This window comes from Roseibium polysiphoniae, assembly GCF_014842925.1.
Classification (GTDB): domain Bacteria; phylum Pseudomonadota; class Alphaproteobacteria; order Rhizobiales; family Stappiaceae; genus Roseibium; species Roseibium polysiphoniae.
In genome coordinates this window covers 511,032-532,259 of sequence record NZ_JACYXJ010000005.1, presented here as the reverse complement: position 1 = coordinate 532,259, position 21,228 = coordinate 511,032, and the positions used below count along the sequence as shown (strand labels likewise).

The window sequence follows — 21,228 nt, the reverse complement described above, 5'->3', positions numbered from 1 at the left end:
GCCCTTCGGCATAAGGTCGATCCTTAAGGCTTAGCTTGCCTTGTTGGATGCAACAGCTGCGTCGATCACGTCCTGACCGATGTCGTCGCGGAACTGGTCCCAAACCGGCTTCATGGTTTCGACCCATTCGTTGCGCTGTTCAGGTGTCAGGTTGCGAACAACACCACCGGCATCCATGATCTGCTTCTTGTTGTCTTCGTTGATCGAAGCAGCGCGCTGGTTGTACTCATCGCTGACTTCGGTGAAGATCTTCACGAACTGGTCACGTACGCCCGGCTCCAGGCTGTCGAGCCACTCCTGCGACGTCACAGCAAGATAGGTGAGGAGCTGGTGGTTGGTTTCGGTTGTGCCGTCCTGCACTTCGAAGAACTTCTTGGTGTAGATGTTCGACCAGGTGTTTTCCTGACCATCGACGACACCAGTCTGAAGTGCGCCATAGACTTCCTTGAACGCCAGCTTCTGAGCGTTTGCGCCCATGGCTTCGATCATGGCAACGGCCACGTCAGATGTCTGAACGCGGAACTTGAGACCAGCGGCATCGGTGGGAACGTTCAGCGGCTTGTTGGCAGAGAACTGCTTCAGGCCGTTGAAGACATAGCCCAGGCCGACGAAGCCGTATTCTGACATTGCGCCAAGCAGTTCCTGACCCTTGTCACCCTTGGTGAAGGTGGTCACGGCGTCCATGTTGGAGAACAGGAACGGCAGATCGAAAACGCGATACTTGAGCGTGTAGGACTCGAACTTCGACAGGGACGGAGCAGCCAGCTGCACATCTCCCAGAAGCAGAGCTTCCATCACCTTGTTGTCGTCGAACAGCTGAGACGACGGGAATACCTGCATGCAGGCGGTGCCGTCCATTTCGCTGTTGATGCGGTCTGCCAGTGCAGATGCCATTTCACCCTTGGGGTGGCCCTGAGCGGACACAACATGGCTGAACTTGATGACGATCTCGCCGTCGGCGCACTCATCGGCAGCCTGAGCAACACCAGTGAACGCAAAAGAGGCTGCTGCAGCGGCAGCCAGAACGAATTTTTTCATGAAATGTCCTCCCAGACATTTTACTGACACTCCGGACACGGACGCATCCGGCAGCGCGGTTTTCACGCTGGCCCTATGTTAGCAATGCCCATGCCAAGCAGGCAAAATGCCCGAATTCTGCCGGAAATTCGCCATCCTTTGTCGACAACACATCGTATTTGCGCTGGATATGGGTCGAAACCGACCCGTAAAGAGAGCGTTAATGTGTCGATATCGACACATCTGAGCTTCGTGTGCCCAATCACCGATCGAGATCAATTGATGCTCAAGCCACCGTTGGAGATCTCATGGTGCGCGCGCAGCCGCAGGGTTCGCAGCTTTTCAGGGTTGCGGGTGATGAAGATCTGGCGCGCCATGCCATCGTCCGAAAACTCGGCGCTCAGAACCGCAACGATCTCGCCGTTTTCGAATGCGATCAAGCCCTGCCGCCCGTTGATCTCGGCTCTTTCGAGCTCATATCCGGGCCACGTCTTGCACAGCACATGAAGCAGAAACTTCTCGATTGTCTCCCGGCCAGAGAGAACGCGCAATGCAGCCCGAACCTTGCCGCCACCGTCAGTGTGCAGCTCGATGTCTTCGGACAAGAGTGTGCTGAGAGACGACATTGATCCTGTCGACACCGCCTCCTGGAACGCTGCCAACAAGACCTCCTGACGCTCCGGGCTTGGGACATAGCGCGAGGCGTCCCTGCCAACGGTGCGCCGGGCTCGCGACACCAGCTGCCGGCAAGCGGCTTCAGAAAGATCGAGGGTTTCCGAGACCTCCTCATAGGAGTGGCCGAAAACCTCCCGCAGGAGATAGGATGCTCGCTCTTTCGGACTCAGCCGCTCCAGCAGGAGAAGAAAAGCTGTGGTCAGAGATGCAGCCAGCTCATGGCTTTCTTCCGGCCCGGCGACGGTTTCGGTCTGCAGCGGCTCGGGCAACCAGGGGCCGACATAGTCCACCCGCCTGCGGCCAGCAGATTTCAAAATATCGAGGCATCTGTTGGTGCAGGCCGTGGTGAGCCAGGCGTCGGGATTTCGAATGTCTGATGCCTCAACGCCTTGCCACTTCAAAAAGGTGTCCTGCACGGCGTCTTCCGCATCCGCCCAGGATCCGAGCAGGCGATAGGCCAGTCCCAACAATCGGGGCCTGGCCATTTCAAACTGATCAAGTTTGATGCTCTCATTCATGTCAGTAGTTCGATATCTGAATGCGGTTCCAGAGGTTTATCATGGCAACCGCCGATGTCAGCAGACTGATCTGCGCTTCCTCAAAATGTTCTCGGAGCGCGGCGCGCAAGGGGCCGAAGTCCCGATCAGAATCCACCACGGTCAAAGCTTCCGCCCAGGCAAGAGCTGCCTTCTCTTTGGCATCGAAATCTTCCACGTGGCGCCAGACCACAAGGCGCTCCAGACGCTCCGCCGTCTCACCGGCGTTCTGGGCTTCCTTGATGTGCATCTTGACGCAAAAGGCGCATTGATTGATCTGCGAAACGCGTAGATCCACCAGATGTTGCAGCTTCGGATCAAGCCCGTTTTGTGCGAAGGATGCCGAGACAATTCCCAAAGCCTGAAGCACCTGCGGGATCTGCTTTCGATGATCTATATGGGCTGTTTGAATTGTCATTTGTGTCACCTCGTCAATGGATCGAAATTGTTTCGATAACTGGTTGACGAGACAGCTGCCGCTGCTGTGACATGCGGTCAATTTTTACCGGTAGGACCACAGATTCCAGGTAGGCCTCTGTTTTTGAGAGGCCTGTGACGGGATCAAGAGCCGCGACCGGCATTCATTGGGCATCTTTGCGCTCAAGACCGTATTTCTTCATTTTCTCGTACAGCGCTTTTCGTGACAGACCCAGATTCTCGTAAGTCGCCTTGATCGATCCGTCGTTGCGCTTCAGTTCCGCTGCGATCAGGGTCTTTTCATAGGCCGCGACCTGATCAAACAGGTTTGAGGCCGCCTCTGTCTCAGCCTCTGCTGAACTTTCCAAGCCCAACACAAAGCGATCCGCCACATTGCGCAGCTCGCGGACATTTCCCGGCCAGTCGCGCGCCATCAGCCTGGTCAGATAACTCTCGGAGACATCGGGGATTTCCCGCCGATAGCGTGCCCGTGCTTCCACCGCAAGATGCTGGAAGAGCAAGGGAATATCCTCCAGCCGCTCCCTCAGCGGAGGAATTGCGATTGATACGACGTTAAGACGATAAAACAGATCCAGACGGAACCGGCCTTCCTTGCCGGCCTCCTCTAGATCCTCTTTCGTCGCTGCAATAAAGCGGACATCAAGCTCGATCGACTTGTTCGAGCCCAGGCGTTCAATGGTTCGGGTCTCGATCACCCGTAGCAGTTTGACCTGCAGCTCGAGCGGCATGGATTCGATCTCATCAAGGAACACCGTACCGCCGTGGGCATGTTCCAGCTTGCCGATACGCTGCCCGCTGGCACCAGTGAAGGCGCCCTTTTCATGGCCGAACAGTTCAGATTCAATGATCTCGGCTGGAAGCGCGCCGCAGTTGAGCGCAACAAAGGGCCGGTTGTGCCGTGGTCCCTCATCGTGGAGAGCCCGGGCAACCACTTCCTTGCCTGCGCCCGTCTCCCCGACGATCAAAATATCCGCATCGGTCGCGGCCAGCGCCAGAACGTCGCGCCGGAGCTTGTCCATGGCTGCGGCGCGTCCGACGAGACGGCTTTCCAGGCCATCGCGGTCTGCCAGTTCCTCGCGCAATTTACGGTTCTCAAGCACAAGCCGACGCTTTTCGATGCCGCGCTCGGCCACCGACGCGAGGCTCGACACCGAAAAGGGCTTCTCCATGAAGTCATAAGCGCCGGCGCGCATGGCCTCCACGGCCAAGGGCACATCGCCATGACCTGTGATCAGGACCACAGGAAGGGCAGGATCGATTTCAAACGCCTTGCGCATGACGGCAAAGCCATCAGTTCCGCGCATCCTGATGTCGGTCACCAAGACGCCGTAAAACCCGCGTGTGATCAGCTCGAGCGCGGCTTCGGGATCGCCCGTGGCAACAACCTTGTGGCCAGAGAGTTCCAGCCCCTGCGACAGCGATGCCCGCAAGTCTTCCTCGTCATCCACCAGCAGAACGCAGGCCTGATCCATCGTCGTTTATTCCGCCGCTAGGGTTTGCGCATCCACCACCGGAATACGCATGACAAACCGGGCCCCACCGGCCTCATCGTTTTCGGCAGCAAGTGTTCCGGAGAAATCGTGAACGATCTTGTAGGCGATCGAGAGCCCAAGGCCCAGCCCCAAGCCGACATCCTTCGTCGTGAAAAACGGGTCGAAGATCTGCGGCAGAACCTCGGCATCGATGCCACCGCCATTGTCAGAGACGGTAATGACGGCATATGAGCCGGTCTGCGCTAGCGTGAGTTCAACGCGCGGCTTAGAGGCAGACCTGACAGCATCGAGCGCGTTGGAGACGAGATTCATCACCACTTGCTCAAGGCGGATCTTGCCGCCGCGTACGATGATATCGTCTTCCGGCAAGGTGGTCCTGAGCTCGACACCGTTCTGCTTGATCTGCGGCATCAACAGCAGAAGCGCCTCGTCAATCACCTGGCGCAGGGAAACCGGCTTGATATCGGTTCCAGCACGGCGCGAGAATCCCTTCAGGGTCCTGGCGATTTCGGCCATCCGGTCGACCATCCCGCCGATGCGCCCAAGATTGGCAGCCGCCTTGTCCGGTGTTCCGCGCGCGATCAGCATTTCGGCAATCTCTGCATCTGATTTTATCGCTGCCAGGGGCTGATTGTATTCATGACTAAGCGCTGCCGACATTTTGCCGAGGGTGGCGAGCTTGGCAGCCTGCACCAGCTCCGCCTGCGCGTGGCGAAGGTCCGCTTCTGCCTGCTGGCGATCGCGGACTTCCTGCTCAAGCTGTGCATTCGCCTTGCGCAGCTCCGTTGTCCGACTTCGAACGCGCCGTTCAAGGCGCAAGGACGCTGCCCGGTTCCGCCGTGATCGGCGCGCCTGCTCCTCGCGACGGTTCAACATCGCCCACAAAATTCCGCCGACGATGACGCAAAGAAGAAGCGAGATCACCATGGCCCGGGCAGACTGTCGCCGCGCTTCGGTCGTGTCGGCAAAGATCACGACATTCCATCCGAGCACGGGAAGCGGCTTGCCCAACTCCAGCCGGCTGCTGCGGGGACGCCGGTCCGCCAGCTGGACAAAATTGGACGGATTGCCGTCCTCGATCACCAATCTCAGATCGGCATCCGTTTCAACCTCGGAGACGTTCAGGCCGCGCCAGCTCGCGACATTGCTCACCAGGATCTGGCCGTCGCCATCGATCGCGATGATCGGGTCCTTGCTGAGCGCCCAGGCCTGTTCCACAACCGCAAGGCTCACCATGACCGCGAGCACCCCGACTGTTTGACCTTCGAGGCGTACCGGAGATGAAAAGACGTAGCTTGCCGGCCGGGACGCAGACCCTTCGATAAACTCGCGCCCAAGCTGGCCCTGCATGGCCTGAGCAAACGCGTCGGGAATTGCGCGGCTTCCGCCTGCGGCGATCGACTTGTTCGATGCATTGCTTGAGGCGATCGGCGATCCGTCCGCGGACAAAAACCAGACCTCCTCTGCGCCCGCCATCCCTGCGGAGATGGAAGCCATGCCGCGGCCGGCGCTGCCGTCTTGGCCAGAAACGATCCGTGACGCATCAGGACTTCGCGCCAGAAGGGGTGACATGAGACGAAACTTGTCGAGCAGGCCTTCCAGAACAGCGGCCTGAACTTTCAGGCTCGCTTCCGATCGGGTTTTCACATCGCTGACGAAAAACCCAAGACTGATCACTCCGGTGACCCAGATCACGGCAATGCTCACGATGAACATTGCGGTTATGCTGAGGAACTTGGCCTTGCGTGCCTGCCTGCGTCGGGTCACCGTCTTCATAGGAACATTATACCAGCGTTTGCGCCGATACGGCATCATCGTTCGCGAGGCCAGACGCCGGTGCGCTCTGGCGGCGGTCGATCGCGACACTCTTGATGAGAAGATAGATCTGCTTTCCCGGCTGCAGAGCCAGTTGCGCGACGGACGCCCGCGTCAGGCGCGCACGCACATTCTGGCTGCCAGCAGAACACAGGATCTCGGTATAGGGGCCGGCTTCATCGGATATCGACTTCACCTCGCCGGCTATGGCGTTTCGAATGCTGATGCCCTCGGGCTTTTGCAAGGCGACTGCTACGTCTCGCGCGCGAATCCGCAGCCGAATGGCCTCACCGAGAGCTGCGTCGAGGCCAGGGACTTGAACAGACTGACCATCGCCGATCTCAACATGGCTGAGACCCCACTCCTGATCGATGCGGACGACCCTTCCCTCGAGCAACGCGCTCGCCTCATGACGGCCGGTTGCTCGCCCGAGGTCGACGCGCGACAGCACATCTGCCACCGGCCCATGTGCAATTGTCTCGCCCTTTGAGACGATGACCAGCGTCTGGGAAAGGCGCGCGACCTCTTCCATGGCGTGGCTGACGTAGAGGATCGGAATGCCCGCTTCGGTTCGCAGCCGATCCAGATAGGGCAAGATGTCGGCCTTGCGACCCTGATCGAGAGACGCCAATGGCTCATCCATGAGCAGAAGACGCGGACCGGACAGAAGCGCCCGGCCGATGGCCACCCGCTGACGCTCCCCGCCGGAAAGATTGCCCGGTCGCCGATCCAGCAGGCTGCCTATTCCAAGCAGCTCAACGACTTCCGAAACGGGCCTAGAGTCCGCTCGCCCTCCGGCCCATCGCGCGAACGTCAGATTGGCTTTGACGGATAGATGCGGAAACAGACGCGCATCCTGAAACACATGCCCCACCCGACGCTTTCGCACCGATAGGTCGATGCCCTTCTGGCTGTCGAAAAGAACTTCACCATCGACTGCAATCCGCCCACGATCCGGCCGCAAGAGCCCGGCGATCATGTTGGTGATCGTGGATTTGCCTGCGCCCGATTGGCCAAAGAGCGAGGTCACACCGGACGACCCGACAAAATTCGCCTTCACTTTGAAGGTGCCAACATGGCCTGTGATGTCGACGTCAATCATCAACGCCTCCGATCCGTTTGCGCAGTCGGCGGGCCCAGACTTCAGATGCAATCAGAGCGCCGAAGGCAACAATCGCCGCAATGAGGGTCAGACGAAAAGCCGCCAGATCGCCTGAAGGAGACTGGGTCGCAGTATAGAGCGCAAGGGACAGGGTCCTGGTTTCGCCGGGAATGTTGGAGACGAAGGTAATCGTCGCCCCGAACTCACCCATTGCCTTTGCAAAGCCAAGGATTGCACCGCCGAGAATGCCGGGAAAGGTCAGTGGCAGCGTGACGACCACAAACGTTACAAGGCGGTGCGCGCCCAGGGACGAGGCGGCTTCCTCCAGCTTCGGGTCGACCGCCTCGAACGCCAGACGGATCGGCCGGACCATCAACGGAAACGCCATCACGCCGGCGGCGATCGCCGCTCCCATCCAGTTAAAGGCAAAGCTGATGCCGAAGGTGTCCCAGAGGAAACGACCGATCGGACCGCTACGTCCAAAGAGGATCAGCAGAATATAGCCGGTCACCACCGGAGGCAGAACCAGAGGCATGTGTATGAGAGCGTTGACAACACCGTGGCCGGGAAACCGCCATCTGGCAAGACCATAAGCCGCAAGGATTGCGAGCGGCAGAGCGAAAGCCAAAGCGACCAGCGCGACCTTCAATGTCAGGATCAGGGCCTGCCATTCCTGGGGCTGGAGCTGAAGAAACGCCAAATTTTACCCTGTCCTTCACCGGATACCCAGCGCCGTGTCCTATTTCACTTGCGCAAATCCCAGACGCCGGAAAATGTCCTGCGCTTCGGCACGAAGTAAAAACGCCATGAAAACAGCTGCTTCTTCAGAGGCCTCTGTCGTCTCGGCCGCAGGATAGCGGATCTTCGGGTGAGATTCTTCAGGAAATACGGCAAGCACCTTCACTCTCGGCTCGACCAGGGCATCCGAGCCGTAGACAAGGCCCAACGGCGTATCGCCCCGGGCGACCGAGGCCAGCGCCACTCGCACATTGTCCATAGGGGCCAGCGTGCCTGAGACGCCTTGCCAGAGGCCGGTCGCCTCCAGCGCGTCCTTGCCATATCGACCGGCCGGAACGGTCTCGGGATCTGCTATTGCAAGACGGTTTCCCGCCAATCGTTGACTGATCTCATCAGGCTTCAGTCGGAGTGGCTTCGCTTCTTCAGAGCCGATGAGGACGAGAGTGTTGGCCGCCACCGCGCGAATTGTGTCCGGTTTGACTGCACCCTTTGCGCTTACATAGTCCATCCAGGCTTCGTCGGCTGACACAAAGACGTCTGCCGGTGCACCTGCCTCGATCTGGCGCGCCAGGGTGCCCGTGCCTGCAAACGAAAAGACGACCTCCGTGCCGGTCGAGGCTTCAAATGCCTGACCAATTTCCGTCAGGGCTTCGGTCATGCTCGCCGCGGCGAAGACCGTTATTTTCCCTGCCGCCTGCGCCTGATCGCAGAGCATCTGGCCGCACAGCATCTGGCCGACCACAAACAAGCCGGCGATTTTACTCATCAAGGACATGGAGGACCCATCGCAATCGATCTCGCAGTTGATCGTAGGCGGCGGACAATCGGGTTTCAAGTAAACCAGACACCACTCCAGCCAACGCGTCGCGTGATCCGAAACCCCTCAAGCCGAACTCATAACTCAGTGACCGGCCCGGCGATCTTCCCGGATCATGTCAGCACCCTTTTCCGCAATCATGATCGTCGGGGCGTTGGTATTGCCTGACGTGATTCTGGGCATGACCGATGCATCAATGACGCGCAGGCCGTCGATCCCCCGCACCCGTAAACGCTCGTCGACCACAGAGGCGGAATCTGCTCCCATGCGGCAGGTGCCGACCGGGTGGAAGATCGTCGTACCGATGTCGCCTGCTGCCTTTGCAAGGTCTTCGTCAGTCTCGAACCGTGCTCCGGGCAAATATTCTTCAGGCGCATGTTTCGCGAGGGACGGTGCGGCCATGATCTTGCGTGTCAATTTGATGGAATCGGCTGCCACTTGCCGATCGATCTCGGTCGAAAGGTAGTTCGGCTGTATCTCGGGCTGATCATCGCGATCCGGCGACGTAATGTGGATGTGCCCGCGGCTGGCGGGACGGAGATTGCAGACACTGGCGGTCACCGCCGGAAAATCGTGCAAGGGATCGCCAAACTTGTCCAGCGACAGTGGCTGAACATGATATTCAACGTTTGCGGTCTCGAAGGACGGATCGGTCTTGGCGAAAACACCCAGTTGGCTCGGGGCCATGGACATGGGCCCAGTCTGCTTCAGCATGTATTCCAGGCCGATCTTGGCCTTTCCGAACCAGCTGTTGGCCATCTGGTTCAGCGTGACGGCATCCTTGATCTTGTAGATTGTGCGCAGCTGAAGGTGATCCTGCAGGTTTTCACCGATCGCGGGCAGGGCATGAGCGGTTTCGACGCCGGCATCCTGCAAAACTTGCGGATTGCCGAAGCCGGACAGCTCCAGAAGCTGCGGCGACCCGACCGCACCGGCTGACAGGATCACTTCGCCGTTGGTCGAGACCATTGCCGGTGTGCCTTTGACCGTCAGCTCCAGGCCCGCGACCTTACCGTCCTCGACAACCAGACGACTTGCATGCGCTTGGGTGATCACACGCAGATTTGGCCGGCTCATGGCAGGCTTCAGGAAGCCTTTTGCGACGCTCCAGCGAATGCCGGATTTCTGAGTGACCTGAAAATAGGAGGCGCCGAAATTGTCGCCCTTGTTGAAATCAGAGATCTTGGGAATGCCGACTTCAGCGCAGGCATCGCGGAACGCGTCCAAAACGTCCCAGGACAACCGCTGTTCCTCGACCCTCACTGCCCCGCCCTGGCCATGCAGGTCATCGTTCAGGGCATAATGGTCCTCGGATTTGCGGAAATAGGGCAGGACGTCATCCCAGCCCCAACCGCTCAGGCCGAACTGGCGCCACTGGTCATAGTCCTGGGCCTGACCGCGCATGTAGATCATGCCGTTGATTGATGAACAGCCACCGATGACCTTGCCGCGCGGATACATCAGCGACCGGCCGTTCAAGCCAGGATCCTTGGCTGTGTGGAAACCCCAGTCCGTGCGCGGGTTGCCCATGCAGTAGAGATAGCCGACGGGAATATGGACCCAGATGTAATTGTCGTTCTTGCCCGCCTCGAGAAGCAGGACATTGACGTCAGGGTCTTCCGAAAGACGGTTGGCCAGGACGCAGCCGGCAGAACCCGCGCCGACAATGACATAGTCCCAAGTGCCCAGATCCTGCATGCCACCTCCCATTCGGCGTTTTCTCCCAAGGTGATGGAGCCACGTCAGACGACAAAGGGCAAGCAGAAGTCACGCACATTGGAACTTTACTGAGCGCATAATAATATCGTAAATGCCACGCCCTGTTGTGCATTTTTGCAAGGTTTACGTAAAAATTTACAGAGATGCGGCAGGATGCGCGCAGCAATCGAACCTGATCCGGAGCGACCCGTGACCCCTGCTGCCAGACTTCTGGAAACCTGTTTTCTCACTATCTATAGCGGGACCTGCAGACTTTATCGTCCGCTCCGGCATGTGATCGGCGCTTTGGTGCTCACGGTTTTCGCGCTGATGGTGGCGGCAGTCGTCCAGATCTACCCAGTCTCCAACTGGGATATGGTCGCCTATACGGCAAGCGTTCTGGAAAGCGACATTTCCGATCCGATCGAACTGCACGACCGCTCCTATGCCCTGCTGAAAGAAAACGTTTCTGAGGGCGAGTTTCAGGCTCTGACCGGCGATCGCGAATATCGCATTCGGCAGTTTGAGGATCCGGACGCCTTCGCCACCATGCTCGGCTTTTACCGGTTGAAACTCGGCTATGTGGAAACGGCGCGAGCGCTGTCTGCCTTCATGGATCCAGTCAAATCCCTCCGAATGATCTCGATGCTTTCCGCCGTCGCCGTTGCCGGGGTCCTCCTGGTCTGGCTGGCGCGGCATGGCGCGCTCATGTACGGCCCCATTGTGGTCGCCATGCTGATCATCGCCGATTTTGGCGGATCCGCAGCGCTGCTGTCACCCGACCTATATGCCTCGATCTTTCTGCTGCTGGCTGGTTTTCTTTACATCGAGCGGCAAGACCTTGCCGCAGCCGCGAGCCTCATCGCTGCACTTTTCATCAGGCCTGACCATCTCGCCTTTATCGGCGTCTTCTTTGTCTTTGCGCTGATCTATGGTCCAGGCCGATGGGTCATGACCGCGACCTTTGTCCTTTCGGCCCTGGCCTATGCCTTTGTCTTGAAGGGCGAGAGCCACCCGGGCTGGTGGATCCATCTCTGGTTCACACATGTTGAATATGTGCCGACGCTCGAAGGTTTCGACCCGCCGATGTCCCCCGTGATCTATCTGCAGATGCTGGTGCGCTCCACCGTGCGGTCGCTGATGAGCAACACCTGGCTCGCCGCCTTGTTGGCGCTCGTCATCTTCTTCGCAAAGGTGATCAAGCCAGCGCAGATGGCAGATCGTGCGAGGATCCTGCTCTATGCTATCTTCACATCGATCTGCGCCAAATATCTGGTCTTCCCGCACTACGAGACGCGGTTCTATTTCCCCTATCTGATCGCGATGGGGACGATCCTGCTGATCGCGTGGCATCAGCAGGACAAGACAGCAAGCAGATCTAACCCCGCCTGACTTCAGCGGCAAAACAGCCCCTGCGGGCATAATGCAGGTGAAGATAGTCGACCGACGGGTTGTCGAACATCCTCGCGATGATCCCTTCGACGTCACGCCCCTCAACGACCTCCGCGTCAACGATGGCGTGCTCTGCATCGAAGGCGCGGACCGACAGCAGGCGGCAGGCGATGCTTTCAGGGATCGTATTCACCTCCGGACGGTGCGAAACGGCGTCTGCCTTGACGAAAATCGCGTGGCTTGCCCGATAAGGCGTGTCATTGGGCTGATGTTCGAAGTGAAGCAGGAAGACAGTTTCACCGATCTCCGCATCTTCAAGACTGACCCGGCAGGGAAATCCCGGTTTTGCGTCAGCCACGTAGGTCTTGATGTGCCGCTCGGCGAGCTCCTCCTCTGACAAGGCGGAGAGAAAGGCGAAGTCGGTGGACGGAAGCGGATGGATTTGAAACACTTGGAAGCTCCTTGAGGTTGGTCCGACAAATTTCAAGGAACACCCCAAAGAATACGACCCGATTTGCGAGCCCGACCTGGTATGAGTCACGACGATCAAACGCTGGATTTTTATGCCAGGGAGGCAGAAGCCTACACTTCACGCGAAAAGGTGGAAAATCGACAGCGGTTGCTTACCTTCCTATCCGCTTTGCCCGATAACGCGCGCATTCTCGAACTCGGGTGTGGGGCCGGGCAAGACAGCGAATTCATGATCTCGCAGGGATTTTCCGTGCAACCGACCGACGGCTCACCCGAGATCGTCGAAGCCGCGCAAGCGCGATTGGGCGTTCCTGTCCAGCAGCTCCTGTTTGAGGACCTGGACGAACAGGCAACATATGATGGCGTTTGGGCGAATGCCTGCCTGCTCCACGTTCCACGCACGAGCTTGGCCAGTGTTCTCGCGCGGGTCTTTGCAGCGCTGCGTGATGGAGGCCAATTCTTTGCGAGTTTCAAGGCTGGCGAAGATGACGGCCGCGACCGGTTCGGCAGGTACTATAATTATCCCTCAGCCCGGAGGCTGAAGGATCTCTATGAGACGTTGCCATGGCAAAGCATCGTGATTGAGTCGGGAAAGGGCGGCGGTTATGACGGCCTTCCCACCGATTGGCTCTACGTCACAGCGACCAAAGGCGGTTAGCCGGCTTCTGCTTCGCGAACGGCCATCTCGATTTCATCAACCAGGGCCGGATCAAGGTCAAGGCGTGCGGCCAGCATCTGCAGATATGCCTTTTCCGCGCCATGGTCGGGATCAATCGCAAGCCGTGATGCCGCGTAGATTTCCGCAGCATGTTCCGGCGTGTCGGCGCTAGCCACGACCTTGTCGAGATCCAGCGGTGCGCGGAGCTCGTCCATCAGGAAGGCCTTGGCTTCACTGTCGAGGCCAGCCTCATCGATCTTCGCAAAAATCCGGTTCTGCTCATCCGCATCAATATGGCCATCGGCCTTGGCGGCAGAAATCATCGCGGTCAACAAGCTGATTGCAAAAGCGTTTTCGCCGCCTTGCGCACCAGCGGGATCAAAGGCCGTGCCGCGCGGTGCGTCCAGTGGGACAGATCCGGCGTCAGGATATTGCGGGCGCGGTGCGCCCTGCTGATTGGCCTGATAGCCCTGGTAAGCCTTGTAGGCAAGGCCGGCGACCAGCGCCAAACCACCGTATTTCACCGCCGAACCGCCGATCTTGCGGCCGGTTTTGGTGCCAAGCATCATGCCGGCGAGACCGCCAAGCGCCAGTCCGCCGCCCTGGGAGGACAGGAAGTCCTTGCCTTGAGACATCAGATCGCCTGATGCGCCGTTCCCGGACCTGCGGTCGGATCCGCCGCTCGCGGCTCCGCCCGCTCCACCGAGGAACTGGTCCAGCAAAGACTTTGCATCAAACATTCTGACTTCTCCTGCGCGTGGCCACCTGGCCGGTCATTTCAATTCCACTCCGATTTGGGGCGCCTTGCCCGCTGGCGCAAGGTTTTTTGCCAATTCTTCATGAAAGCGGCAGGGAATTGTCGTCCTTCAACGTCTCCATGGCGATGGAGGAGCGGACATTTTGGACCGCTTCATGAGGCAGCAATTCGTCGTTGATCACCCGGCTGAGCGCCTTCAGGTCTTTCACAACCACTTTCAGCATGTAATCGACATCGCCGGTCAGGGTGTGCGCCTCCTGCACCTCTGGCATTGCGGTCACCATTTCGCGGAACCTTCGGGCGTTTTCCCGGCTGTGCGCCCCGAGCGTGACCCCGACATAGGCCGTGACGCCTAGGCCGAGCGCATCCGGATCAAGCGTTGCCCGATACCGGCGGATGACGCCGTCCTGTTCGAGCCTTTGACGGCGGCGCGACACCTGACTGGCGGAGAGACCTATCCGCTCGCCGATCTCCTGATTGGTCAGGGCGGCATTGTCCTGAAGAACGCGCAGCAATTTCAGATCAAAGCCATCCAATGCAAGTGACATGCATCAACTCCATCTTTTTCGAGATTTTCATGCGCCATATTACGGATCTTTACGCGGTTTGCACACACTTTGCACGTCCGGGCGCGCATTCTGGGAGGAGCTTTTTCTGGAGGAGAGATTCATGGGCCCGTTTCCCCACGCCGCACCGGTCGCCAAAATCACCGAAGACAATCCAGCCGGCACCGACGGCTTTGAATTCGTCGAATTCGCTCATCCGGAACCGGAAAAACTGGCCGAACTCTTCACGCGCATGGGCTACACCAAAGTCGCAACCCACAAGTCCAAAGACATCTCGGTCTGGCGTCAGGGCAATGTGAACTATCTGGTGAACGCGGAGCCCGGCAGCCACGCCATGCGCTTTGTCAATGACCACGGCCCCTGTGCACCTTCCATGGCCTGGCGGGTTGTCGACGCAAAACACGCTTTCGAGCATGCCGTTTCCAAGGGCGCCGAACCCTACGAGGGCAACGACAAGGCGCTCGACGTTCCGGCCATCGTCGGGATTGGCGGCTCGCTGCTTTATTTCGTCGATCAATATGGCGACAAGGGCTCGGCCTATTCAGCCGAGTTCGACTGGACCGGGGACGTTGATCCGAAGCCGGCCGGGGTTGGCTTTTATTACCTCGACCACCTGACGCACAATGTCTATCGCGGCAACATGGACAAGTGGTGGGCCTTCTACCGCGAGCTGTTTGGCTTCACCCAGATCCATTATTTCGACATCGATGGCCGGATCACGGGGCTCGTCAGCCGCGCGATCACCTCGCCTTGCGGCAAGATCCGTATTCCGCTGAACGAATCCAAGGATGACACGAGCCAGATCGTCGAATATCTGAAGAAATACAAGGGCGAGGGCATTCAGCACATCGCGGTGGGAACCGACGGCATATATGACGCCACCGACAAGCTCGCCGCCAATGGCCTGAAGTTCATGCCCGGCCCGCCTGAGATCTATTACGAGAAGAGTGTCGACCGGGTTCAGGGCCATGACGAGCCGATCGAGCGCATGAAGCAACATGGCATCCTGATCGACGGCGAAGGCGTCGTGAACGGCGGCATGACCAAGATCCTGCTGCAGATCTTCTCCAAGACCGTGATCGGCCCGATCTTCTTCGAGTTCATCCAGCGCAAGGGCGACGAGGGCTTCGGCGAAGGCAACTTCCGCGCCCTGTTCGAAAGCATCGAAGAAGACCAAATCCGCCGCGGCGTGATCGAAGTCGATGCGGCGGAGTAGGCAACCAGCAGCCGACTCGGACGAATTTCTGGACTTAGACGGCCTTGGCAGCCAGTATCTGCGCCAATTCGCCACCGTCATGGGCCAAAAAGATTTGGGTCTTGGGGAGCTTGGGCAGACCATAATTGCCTGACACCTGAACCAACCCATCCTTGGCGAGGGAGACCGGCAAAGCAGCGACCGCGAGATCAGCACGCAGGGCGGCCAACTGGCCTGCGGATGTATCGCTGGAATAAGCGACACGATAAGGTATTCCGGTCGCATCCAACGCCTGCAGCGCAGCACGTCGCCAAGCGCAACGGATTTCGGCAATAGCGAGCGGAAGCGGTGAGCGCTCAATCGCCCGTCCACCCTCATTCATCAGCCATACAAGGGGTTCTGAGGCCAGCTCACGAACCTGCAAACCCGGTTCTTCCACTTCATTGAACAATGCGACACCCGCTTGACCATCGGCAAAGATGCTCTGCACGGCGTCGCTCGTCTCAAGCCGAACATCAACGACGATTGCCGGATGCGTCTCTGCCAATTTGTTCAGGAGGCCTGGGACCAGGGACACCCCCAGATCAAATGGTGCGACCAATCGAAGGCGCCCGGCCAACGAGGACCCACGGAAATATGCCATCGCTTCGGAGTTAACGCCCAGAAGCTTGCGTCCGTAGCCCAGCATCACTTCGCCCTGCTCCGTCAGGGCGATGTGTCGTGCATCGCGGGTCATCAGCCGAACGCCAACCTGTTCCTCCAGCTTGGCGATATGCAGACTGACTGCCGACGGCGAGAGGTTTACTCGTGCTGCGGCGCGCCGGAATGTTCCGGTTTCACAAATCGCCACAAAACTGCGCACTGCATCCAGATTGAACGCGCGGTTGCTCCCGGCAAAAGTGTCGGGACCCTGCTTTGTTGAGAAAATCTCGTCCATAGATCCTCAATGTATCGTTTTTCTGATCCTTCGTCAAAGTCTAGGTTGCCGGTACTTCAGGAGACCGACATGATCAGAACCAACAAAAACTTTGCTCTAGGGGCACTCTGGGCGATCTTCGCAATCGTGATCTGGGCCGGTTCGCTCGTGCTGTTGAGATTTGGCACGATCACACATCTCAACGCCTATGATCTGACCGCCCTGCGGTTTGGCTTGGCTGGCGTGCTGTTGTTGCCCATCGTCGTCCGGCAAGGATTTGCGCGCGATCGACTTGGCCTCAAGGGTCTGTTTGTCATGATCGGCGGTTTCGGTGCGCCCTACATCATCTTGATTTCCTATGCATTGAGGAGCGCCCCAGCGTCTGCCGCGGGCGCCGTGAACCCGGGCATTATGGCCGTCTCTTCTGTCTTGCTGGGGGCGGTCGCGTTCAAAGACAAGGTGGGCGTCAGACATGTCGCCGGCATCCTGTCGATCCTGATAGGATTGCTCATTCCGGTGCTATTGAGCTCGGCAGGCTTTACCGGCGGGCAGGCCATCCTGGTTTTGACAGGGCTCATGTGGGCGTCCTATGCCTTGATCGTGCGCAAGAGCGGTGTTGCGGCCCTCCATGCCACTGCCATCGTCGCGGTTGGGTCTGCGGCCGTGTACATGCCTGTGTACATTCTGTTTCTCCCGAAACAGATTGCTGAGGCGCCTGGCCGCGATATTCTGGTGCAGATGGGATTTCAGGGCGTTTTGGTCAGTATCTTTGCGCTATATGCCTTTAATCGCTCGAGTGAATTACTCGGGCCTGTGACCGGATCCACATTGCCTGCACTGATCCCTCTCGTCACGCTGCTCATGGGATTTATTGTTCTTGATGAACAGGCTGGCTCTATCGAAGCGATTGTTGCGATCGCGATCGGTATCGGCGTCGCGCTGATCCTTTCGGCTCGAAAACACGTCAGTTCTAGTCAGATCCAGTAAGGCGCAGACTCACGGCGCGGATTGCAGGATCAAGTCCTGCAATGACGAGGGAGGGTGGCGCCACAAGCTGTTCCTATCCACGACGTTTCACAGACCTCACGTTCGTCATTGTCGGGCTTGTCCCGGTAAGCCAGAAGGTATCGCCTGAGAGACTGGAAGTGTGGATCCTCGGGACAAGCCCAAGGATGACGATGGAGAGGTTGGCTGGGCCGTCCCCATCGCTCCTCCCTGCGACGACAGCAGGGGGTATGGAACGCTGGCCGTTCTGCCTGAACCACCGACGGTCATCCCCGCCTTGTGCGGGGATCCAATCCATGGCGCGGCAAACGGAGAGCAGTAGGAGCGGACGTGGGCAGGTCTGAAAGCTGAGGACCTTCAATACCCACACCCGCATCAGCTCTGGAAATGAATAGATCCCCGCACAAGGCGGGGATGACGGCTGAGTTGGAGGCAAAACACACTCGCTTCGCTCCATGTCTTCCCGGACGCAGCGAAGCAGAGATCAGGGGTCCAGTACGACGGGACCTCACGACTTGTGCCGCGATGCCTACGACTACTGGGTCCCTGCCTGCGCAGGGAAGGCAAGGAGGGGTGAAACAGGTTTTCCATCAGTCGCCGGGCTAGGCCTTCCGTGAGGCATTGAAACCACGCTTACTCGACGAGGAGAGGTCCTGTGGCTTCGTTCTGACAGCCGCTCAGGCGACCTTGGCTTCCAGCACGTCCCAGACCCGGGCGGCGATGTCCGGGCCGCCGAGTTTTGCGACGGCGCGGATGCCAGTGGGGGCGGTGACGTTGATTTCCGTGAGGCGACCGTCAATGACGTCGATGCCGACCAGGATCAGACCCTTTTCCTTCAGGGACGGGCCAAGGCGGGCGCAGATTTCCCGCTCCTTGTCGGTCAGCTCGCTCTCCCTGGCCGCGCCACCGCGCACCATGTTGGAGCGCAGGTCGCCTTCGGCCGGAACCCGGTTGACCGCGCCGGCAAATTCACCGTCGACCAGAAGGATGCGTTTGTCGCCATGCTTCACATTGGGCAGGAACTGCTGGATGACCCAGGGCTCGCGGAAGGTGGCGGCAAAGAAGTCATAGAGCGAGCCATAGTTCAGATCGTCGCGGGTGATGCGGAACACCGCCGCGCCGCCATGGCCAAACAGCGGTTTCATGACGATGTCGCCATATTCGGCACGGAACAGATCGATTTCGTCGCGATCGCGGGTGACGAGCGTCGGCGGCATCAGGTCGGCAAACTCTGTGACGAAGAGCTTTTCCGGCGCATTTCGCACCTCAGCTGGATCGTTCACCACCAGAGTGTTCGGATGAACCTTCTCCAGAATGTGGGTCGCGGCAATATAGGAGAGGTCAAACGGCGGATCCTGGCGCATGAGCACCACATCCACATCGGCCATGTTGAAGCGCTGCTTCTCGCCAAGCGTAAAGTGATTGCCGGTTTCGTCGCGCACCTCGACCGACTCCAGACCGCAGTAGACATCGTCACCAATCATCGCCAGACGGTCGGGCGTATAGTGATACAGCGCATGACCGCGGGCCTGCGCCTCGAGCATCAGCGCAAAGGCGCTGTCTCCGGCGATGTTGATCGAGGAAATATGGTCCATCTGGACCGCGACCTTGAGGGCCATGTGAAACGTCTCCCGGCAGGGGCGCTGAAGTTTCGCGCGAGGGAATTATGGTTTGGTTGGTCCAGATATGCGGTCGCCGCAGGGCTTTGTCCAGTGGAGCTTGGTCGCGAGATGGAAGTGCTATGCGTTTGAGGGAGGTTTGAACGTCTTTCCGCGCTTAGGAAGCAAATGCGCTGTCATTCGATCGGCAAAGCTGAGACCTAACCTTAGTGTCTCAGCTTCTTTTTCCTCGAACAAAGCGTCAACAGTCTCGTTATAGGCCAAAGCTCGAGCCGCAGAGTAAGCCGGGGGCTCTTCACCTGAGATTCGATATATCTCGGAGCGCACTAACGCCGCCTTTTCATCGGATGAACTGAGTTCAAGATCGGCAAGTAGCGCGGTGTACCGCGCACGAAATATTCGATGCTCTCTAGCGGCGGCGGCTGGGTCAATTATCAATAAAAATATGCCAATAGAAGCACCAAACAAGGCAACCCACTTCGCCAAGTTGATGCCGACGGTGCCGACAATAGCGGCGAATGCCGCTGTTGACGTAAGCACCTGCATACCAACAAGTATTTTCGCTACTCGGCTAAAAAACAATTCCCGAGAGACATGGTAATTAATGTTCCGAACCAACTCAAATTGAACATCATGAACCGTCGACATCGTTACCCTCGCGGCGGGGGCGGACGAAGAGGTAAATCACGCTTAGTTGACGGTGTCGGCCGGGGAGGAGGTGGCGGCGGCGGGGGTTTAGGTTTATCGTTCATGCTTGGCTCCCCTTCCCTATCAATTAAGTCTTCTACAACTTATAATTACATCTCAGTTTTTACAATCCAGCCCCCCAATCTCGTGACGCCTTCACTCCCACGCCTCGAAGGCGCTGACGATCCGCTCGGGCCAGCGCCAGGGCCGCACGATCATGACATCGAAGCGCAGGGTGTAGAAGCCGGCCTTGGGATGTTCTGTGACGAAGATCTTCGCGGCCTTGATGATCCGCTTCTGGCTGGCTGGCGTGACGGCCTCCATGGCCGCGTCCCGGGTCTTTCGTGCTTTCACCTCGATGAAGGCCACTGTCTTGCGCCTTTTGGCAATCAGATCGATCTCACCGGCTTTGGTCTTGTAGCGACGCTTCAGGATGCGCCAGCCGGTCAAGCGCAAGGCCCATGCAGCACGAATTTCGGCGAAATGGCCGAGACGATGGGCTTTTTGACGCCTGGCCGCGCCGCCGCCGTCCTGTCGTCCTGCCATGATCCGCTTCCGCCTCGTATCAGGTGCCCACGTCCGCCTTGAGTTCAAGCGCGCGTTTGTAGAGCTCATTGCGGTCCAGACCGGTCTGTTTGGCAACCGACTTGGCCGCGGCGCTGACAGGCATGTCCCTCAGCGCCTCGCTCAAGAGCGCATCGGCGTCCTCGGCAGCGGCTTCCGGGCCGTCTTCGGCCGGGGCGAGCATGATGACAATCTCGCCCTTCGGCGCGTCGCCGGAGAAGGTCTCGGCAAGCTCGGCCAGGGTTCCGCGCTCGAACGTCTCAAACCGTTTGGTGAGTTCACGGGCCACCGCAGCTTCGCGCGCCTCGCCCATGATTTCTGCCATGGTCGCCAGCGTGGCCCCGAGCCGACGCGGGGATTCGTAAAGGACCAGCGTCGCCGGGATCTTTGCAAGCTCCGCCAGCCTGGTCTTTTTCGGACCGCCCTTTTGCGGCAGAAAACCGGCGAAGAGCACGCTATCACTCGGCAGTCCGGAGCCAACAAGACCGGCAAGCAAGGCTGATGCGCCCGGGATGGGGATGACCTTATGACCGGCTGCGACCACGTCGCGGACGAGCCGGTAGCCAGGATCCGAAATCAGCGGCGTGCCCGCATCGCTGACAAGGGCAATCGCGTCACCGCGGTCGAGCGCTTCCAGGATCTTCGGTCTCTGGCGGTCGGAGTTGTGCTCATGATAGGGCATGAGCGGCGTTTTCAGCCCGAACCGATGGGTCAAGGTCCCCGTCACGCGGGTGTCCTCGCAGGCGATGACAGACGCTCCCGCAAGGGTTTCGAGGCCGCGCACCGTGATATCGCCAAGGTTTCCGATCGGCGTGGAAACGATATAGAGCGCCGGCTCCAGACGGGGCGCGGAAAAGGCGTGTTCCGACAAGATGTAACGGCGTTGATCGGTGCTCTCGGCGGAGGTCATGCGCTTCCCGGTTCGGTCCTGGCAAAGGTTGTTGCGCTGCAGATACTTGCAGCGCAGCGATGCCTCAATGCCGGCTAAAAATGGTCCATGTCTCTGGCTAATGGTGAGCGAACCCAAGCGCAAGCGCAAATCCGGGGACATCAGGCCCCGGCAAGAGCG

At 58.9% G+C, this 21,228-nt stretch carries 21 protein-coding genes; 4 read left to right on the top strand and 17 right to left on the bottom strand.

Annotated elements, in window-relative coordinates:
- Positions 1 to 30: 30 nt before the first annotated feature.
- The 9 genes from IG617_RS15580 to IG617_RS15540 form a co-directional block, all read right to left on the bottom strand.
- Positions 31 to 1,038 carry a DctP family TRAP transporter solute-binding subunit gene (locus IG617_RS15580; protein WP_192110149.1) on the bottom strand — a complete coding sequence of 336 codons (1,008 nt, stop codon included), beginning with the start codon at positions 1,036 to 1,038 and terminating at the stop codon, positions 31 to 33.
- A 254-nt stretch (positions 1,039 to 1,292) separates the two neighbouring features.
- Complete coding sequence (locus tag IG617_RS15575; protein ID WP_192110148.1) at positions 1,293 to 2,210, bottom strand: RNA polymerase sigma-70 factor; 918 nt, start codon at positions 2,208 to 2,210, stop codon at positions 1,293 to 1,295.
- Position 2,211: 1 nt separating this feature from the next.
- On the bottom strand, positions 2,212 to 2,646 hold the full coding sequence (locus tag IG617_RS15570) for a carboxymuconolactone decarboxylase family protein (protein ID WP_192110147.1): 435 nt from the start codon (positions 2,644 to 2,646) through the stop codon (positions 2,212 to 2,214).
- Between the two features lie 163 nt (positions 2,647 to 2,809).
- Positions 2,810 to 4,138: a sigma-54-dependent transcriptional regulator gene (locus IG617_RS15565; protein ID WP_192110146.1), complete on the bottom strand. Its 1,329-nt coding sequence runs from the start codon at positions 4,136 to 4,138 to the stop codon at positions 2,810 to 2,812.
- 6 nt (positions 4,139 to 4,144) lie between these two features.
- A complete protein-coding gene (locus tag IG617_RS15560) occupies positions 4,145 to 5,935 on the bottom strand; it encodes an ATP-binding protein (protein WP_192110145.1) in 1,791 nt (596 codons plus the stop codon).
- A gap of 7 nt (positions 5,936 to 5,942) precedes the next feature.
- A complete protein-coding gene (gene modC, locus IG617_RS15555; RefSeq protein WP_192110144.1) occupies positions 5,943 to 7,076 on the bottom strand; it encodes a molybdenum ABC transporter ATP-binding protein in 1,134 nt (377 codons plus the stop codon).
- Complete coding sequence (gene modB / locus IG617_RS15550) at positions 7,069 to 7,776, bottom strand: molybdate ABC transporter permease subunit (RefSeq protein WP_192110143.1); 708 nt, start codon at positions 7,774 to 7,776, stop codon at positions 7,069 to 7,071. The genes modC and modB overlap by 8 nt, the downstream gene beginning before the upstream one ends.
- Before the next feature lie 39 nt (positions 7,777 to 7,815).
- Complete coding sequence (modA, locus tag IG617_RS15545) at positions 7,816 to 8,589, bottom strand: molybdate ABC transporter substrate-binding protein (RefSeq protein ID WP_209008513.1); 774 nt, start codon at positions 8,587 to 8,589, stop codon at positions 7,816 to 7,818.
- Between the two features lie 126 nt (positions 8,590 to 8,715).
- A complete protein-coding gene (locus IG617_RS15540) occupies positions 8,716 to 10,329 on the bottom strand; it encodes a GMC family oxidoreductase (RefSeq protein WP_192110225.1) in 1,614 nt (537 codons plus the stop codon).
- A gap of 174 nt (positions 10,330 to 10,503) precedes the next feature.
- On the opposite strand from IG617_RS15540, the gene IG617_RS15535 reads away from it, so the two are divergent.
- Positions 10,504 to 11,721 (top strand): hypothetical protein, encoded by a 1,218-nt coding sequence (locus IG617_RS15535; protein WP_192110142.1) that lies wholly within the window; start codon positions 10,504 to 10,506, stop codon positions 11,719 to 11,721.
- Here the strand turns inward: IG617_RS15535 and IG617_RS15530 are convergent.
- Positions 11,708 to 12,172 carry a DUF1203 domain-containing protein gene (locus tag IG617_RS15530; RefSeq protein ID WP_192110141.1) on the bottom strand — a complete coding sequence of 155 codons (465 nt, stop codon included), beginning with the start codon at positions 12,170 to 12,172 and terminating at the stop codon, positions 11,708 to 11,710. The genes IG617_RS15535 and IG617_RS15530 overlap by 14 nt on opposite strands.
- Positions 12,173 to 12,253: 81 nt before the next feature.
- Here IG617_RS15530 and IG617_RS15525 point away from each other — a divergent pair, with 81 nt between their 5' ends.
- The gene (locus IG617_RS15525; protein WP_192110140.1) at positions 12,254 to 12,850 is read left to right on the top strand and encodes a class I SAM-dependent methyltransferase; all 597 of its coding nucleotides are present in this window, start codon (positions 12,254 to 12,256) and stop codon (positions 12,848 to 12,850) included.
- Here the strand turns inward: IG617_RS15525 and IG617_RS15520 are convergent.
- A complete protein-coding gene (locus tag IG617_RS15520; protein WP_192110139.1) occupies positions 12,847 to 13,590 on the bottom strand; it encodes a tellurite resistance TerB family protein in 744 nt (247 codons plus the stop codon). The two genes, IG617_RS15525 and IG617_RS15520, sit on opposite strands and share 4 nt — an antisense overlap.
- A 97-nt stretch (positions 13,591 to 13,687) precedes the next feature.
- Positions 13,688 to 14,155, bottom strand: a complete 468-nt coding sequence (locus IG617_RS15515) for an Lrp/AsnC family transcriptional regulator (protein ID WP_153771708.1) — start codon at positions 14,153 to 14,155, stop codon at positions 13,688 to 13,690.
- A 121-nt stretch (positions 14,156 to 14,276) separates the two neighbouring features.
- Between IG617_RS15515 and hppD the strand changes: the two genes are divergently transcribed.
- A complete protein-coding gene (gene hppD, locus IG617_RS15510; protein WP_192110138.1) occupies positions 14,277 to 15,389 on the top strand; it encodes a 4-hydroxyphenylpyruvate dioxygenase in 1,113 nt (370 codons plus the stop codon).
- A 34-nt stretch (positions 15,390 to 15,423) separates the two neighbouring features.
- On the opposite strand, the gene IG617_RS15505 is transcribed toward hppD, so the two are convergent.
- Complete coding sequence (locus IG617_RS15505) at positions 15,424 to 16,305, bottom strand: LysR substrate-binding domain-containing protein (protein ID WP_192110137.1); 882 nt, start codon at positions 16,303 to 16,305, stop codon at positions 15,424 to 15,426.
- Between the two features lie 69 nt (positions 16,306 to 16,374).
- On the opposite strand from IG617_RS15505, the gene IG617_RS15500 reads away from it, so the two are divergent.
- Positions 16,375 to 17,271 (top strand): DMT family transporter, encoded by an 897-nt coding sequence (locus tag IG617_RS15500; RefSeq protein ID WP_192110136.1) that lies wholly within the window; start codon positions 16,375 to 16,377, stop codon positions 17,269 to 17,271.
- Between the two features lie 695 nt (positions 17,272 to 17,966).
- Here IG617_RS15500 and gshB read toward each other — a convergent pair.
- The 4 genes from gshB to rsmI form a co-directional block, all read right to left on the bottom strand.
- Entirely contained in the window at positions 17,967 to 18,908 is a 942-nt protein-coding gene (gene gshB, locus IG617_RS15495; protein WP_192110135.1) for a glutathione synthase, read from the bottom strand.
- Positions 18,909 to 19,028: 120 nt separating this feature from the next.
- Positions 19,029 to 19,556, bottom strand: a complete 528-nt coding sequence (locus tag IG617_RS15490; RefSeq protein WP_192110134.1) for a hypothetical protein — start codon at positions 19,554 to 19,556, stop codon at positions 19,029 to 19,031.
- A 195-nt stretch (positions 19,557 to 19,751) separates the two neighbouring features.
- Positions 19,752 to 20,141 (bottom strand): YraN family protein, encoded by a 390-nt coding sequence (locus IG617_RS15485; protein ID WP_192110133.1) that lies wholly within the window; start codon positions 20,139 to 20,141, stop codon positions 19,752 to 19,754.
- 19 nt (positions 20,142 to 20,160) lie between these two features.
- Positions 20,161 to 21,069 (bottom strand): 16S rRNA (cytidine(1402)-2'-O)-methyltransferase, encoded by a 909-nt coding sequence (rsmI, locus tag IG617_RS15480; protein WP_192110132.1) that lies wholly within the window; start codon positions 21,067 to 21,069, stop codon positions 20,161 to 20,163.
- Between the last annotated feature and the right edge of the window lie 159 nt (positions 21,070 to 21,228).

Excerpts from the sequence above, each read along its gene's own strand:
- IG617_RS15580 (WP_192110149.1), bottom strand. The coding sequence starts at position 1,038 with ATGAAAAAATTCGTTCTGGCTGCCGCTGCAGCAGCCTCTTTTGCGTTC.
- IG617_RS15575 (WP_192110148.1), bottom strand. The coding sequence starts at position 2,210 with ATGAATGAGAGCATCAAACTTGATCAGTTTGAAATGGCCAGGCCCCGA.
- IG617_RS15570 (WP_192110147.1), bottom strand. The coding sequence starts at position 2,646 with ATGACAATTCAAACAGCCCATATAGATCATCGAAAGCAGATCCCGCAG.
- IG617_RS15565 (WP_192110146.1), bottom strand. The coding sequence starts at position 4,138 with ATGGATCAGGCCTGCGTTCTGCTGGTGGATGACGAGGAAGACTTGCGG.
- IG617_RS15560 (WP_192110145.1), bottom strand. The coding sequence starts at position 5,935 with ATGAAGACGGTGACCCGACGCAGGCAGGCACGCAAGGCCAAGTTCCTC.
- modC (WP_192110144.1), bottom strand. The coding sequence starts at position 7,076 with ATGATTGACGTCGACATCACAGGCCATGTTGGCACCTTCAAAGTGAAG.
- modA (WP_209008513.1), bottom strand. The coding sequence starts at position 8,589 with ATGTCCTTGATGAGTAAAATCGCCGGCTTGTTTGTGGTCGGCCAGATG.
- IG617_RS15540 (WP_192110225.1), bottom strand. The coding sequence starts at position 10,329 with ATGCAGGATCTGGGCACTTGGGACTATGTCATTGTCGGCGCGGGTTCT.
- IG617_RS15535 (WP_192110142.1), top strand. The coding sequence starts at position 10,504 with ATGCGCGCAGCAATCGAACCTGATCCGGAGCGACCCGTGACCCCTGCT.
- IG617_RS15525 (WP_192110140.1), top strand. The coding sequence starts at position 12,254 with ATGAGTCACGACGATCAAACGCTGGATTTTTATGCCAGGGAGGCAGAA.
- IG617_RS15520 (WP_192110139.1), bottom strand. The coding sequence starts at position 13,590 with ATGTTTGATGCAAAGTCTTTGCTGGACCAGTTCCTCGGTGGAGCGGGC.
- IG617_RS15515 (WP_153771708.1), bottom strand. The coding sequence starts at position 14,155 with ATGTCACTTGCATTGGATGGCTTTGATCTGAAATTGCTGCGCGTTCTT.
- hppD (WP_192110138.1), top strand. The coding sequence starts at position 14,277 with ATGGGCCCGTTTCCCCACGCCGCACCGGTCGCCAAAATCACCGAAGAC.
- IG617_RS15505 (WP_192110137.1), bottom strand. The coding sequence starts at position 16,305 with ATGGACGAGATTTTCTCAACAAAGCAGGGTCCCGACACTTTTGCCGGG.
- IG617_RS15500 (WP_192110136.1), top strand. The coding sequence starts at position 16,375 with ATGATCAGAACCAACAAAAACTTTGCTCTAGGGGCACTCTGGGCGATC.
- gshB (WP_192110135.1), bottom strand. The coding sequence starts at position 18,908 with ATGGCCCTCAAGGTCGCGGTCCAGATGGACCATATTTCCTCGATCAAC.
- IG617_RS15490 (WP_192110134.1), bottom strand. The coding sequence starts at position 19,556 with ATGTCGACGGTTCATGATGTTCAATTTGAGTTGGTTCGGAACATTAAT.
- IG617_RS15485 (WP_192110133.1), bottom strand. The coding sequence starts at position 20,141 with ATGGCAGGACGACAGGACGGCGGCGGCGCGGCCAGGCGTCAAAAAGCC.
- rsmI (WP_192110132.1), bottom strand. The coding sequence starts at position 21,069 with ATGACCTCCGCCGAGAGCACCGATCAACGCCGTTACATCTTGTCGGAA.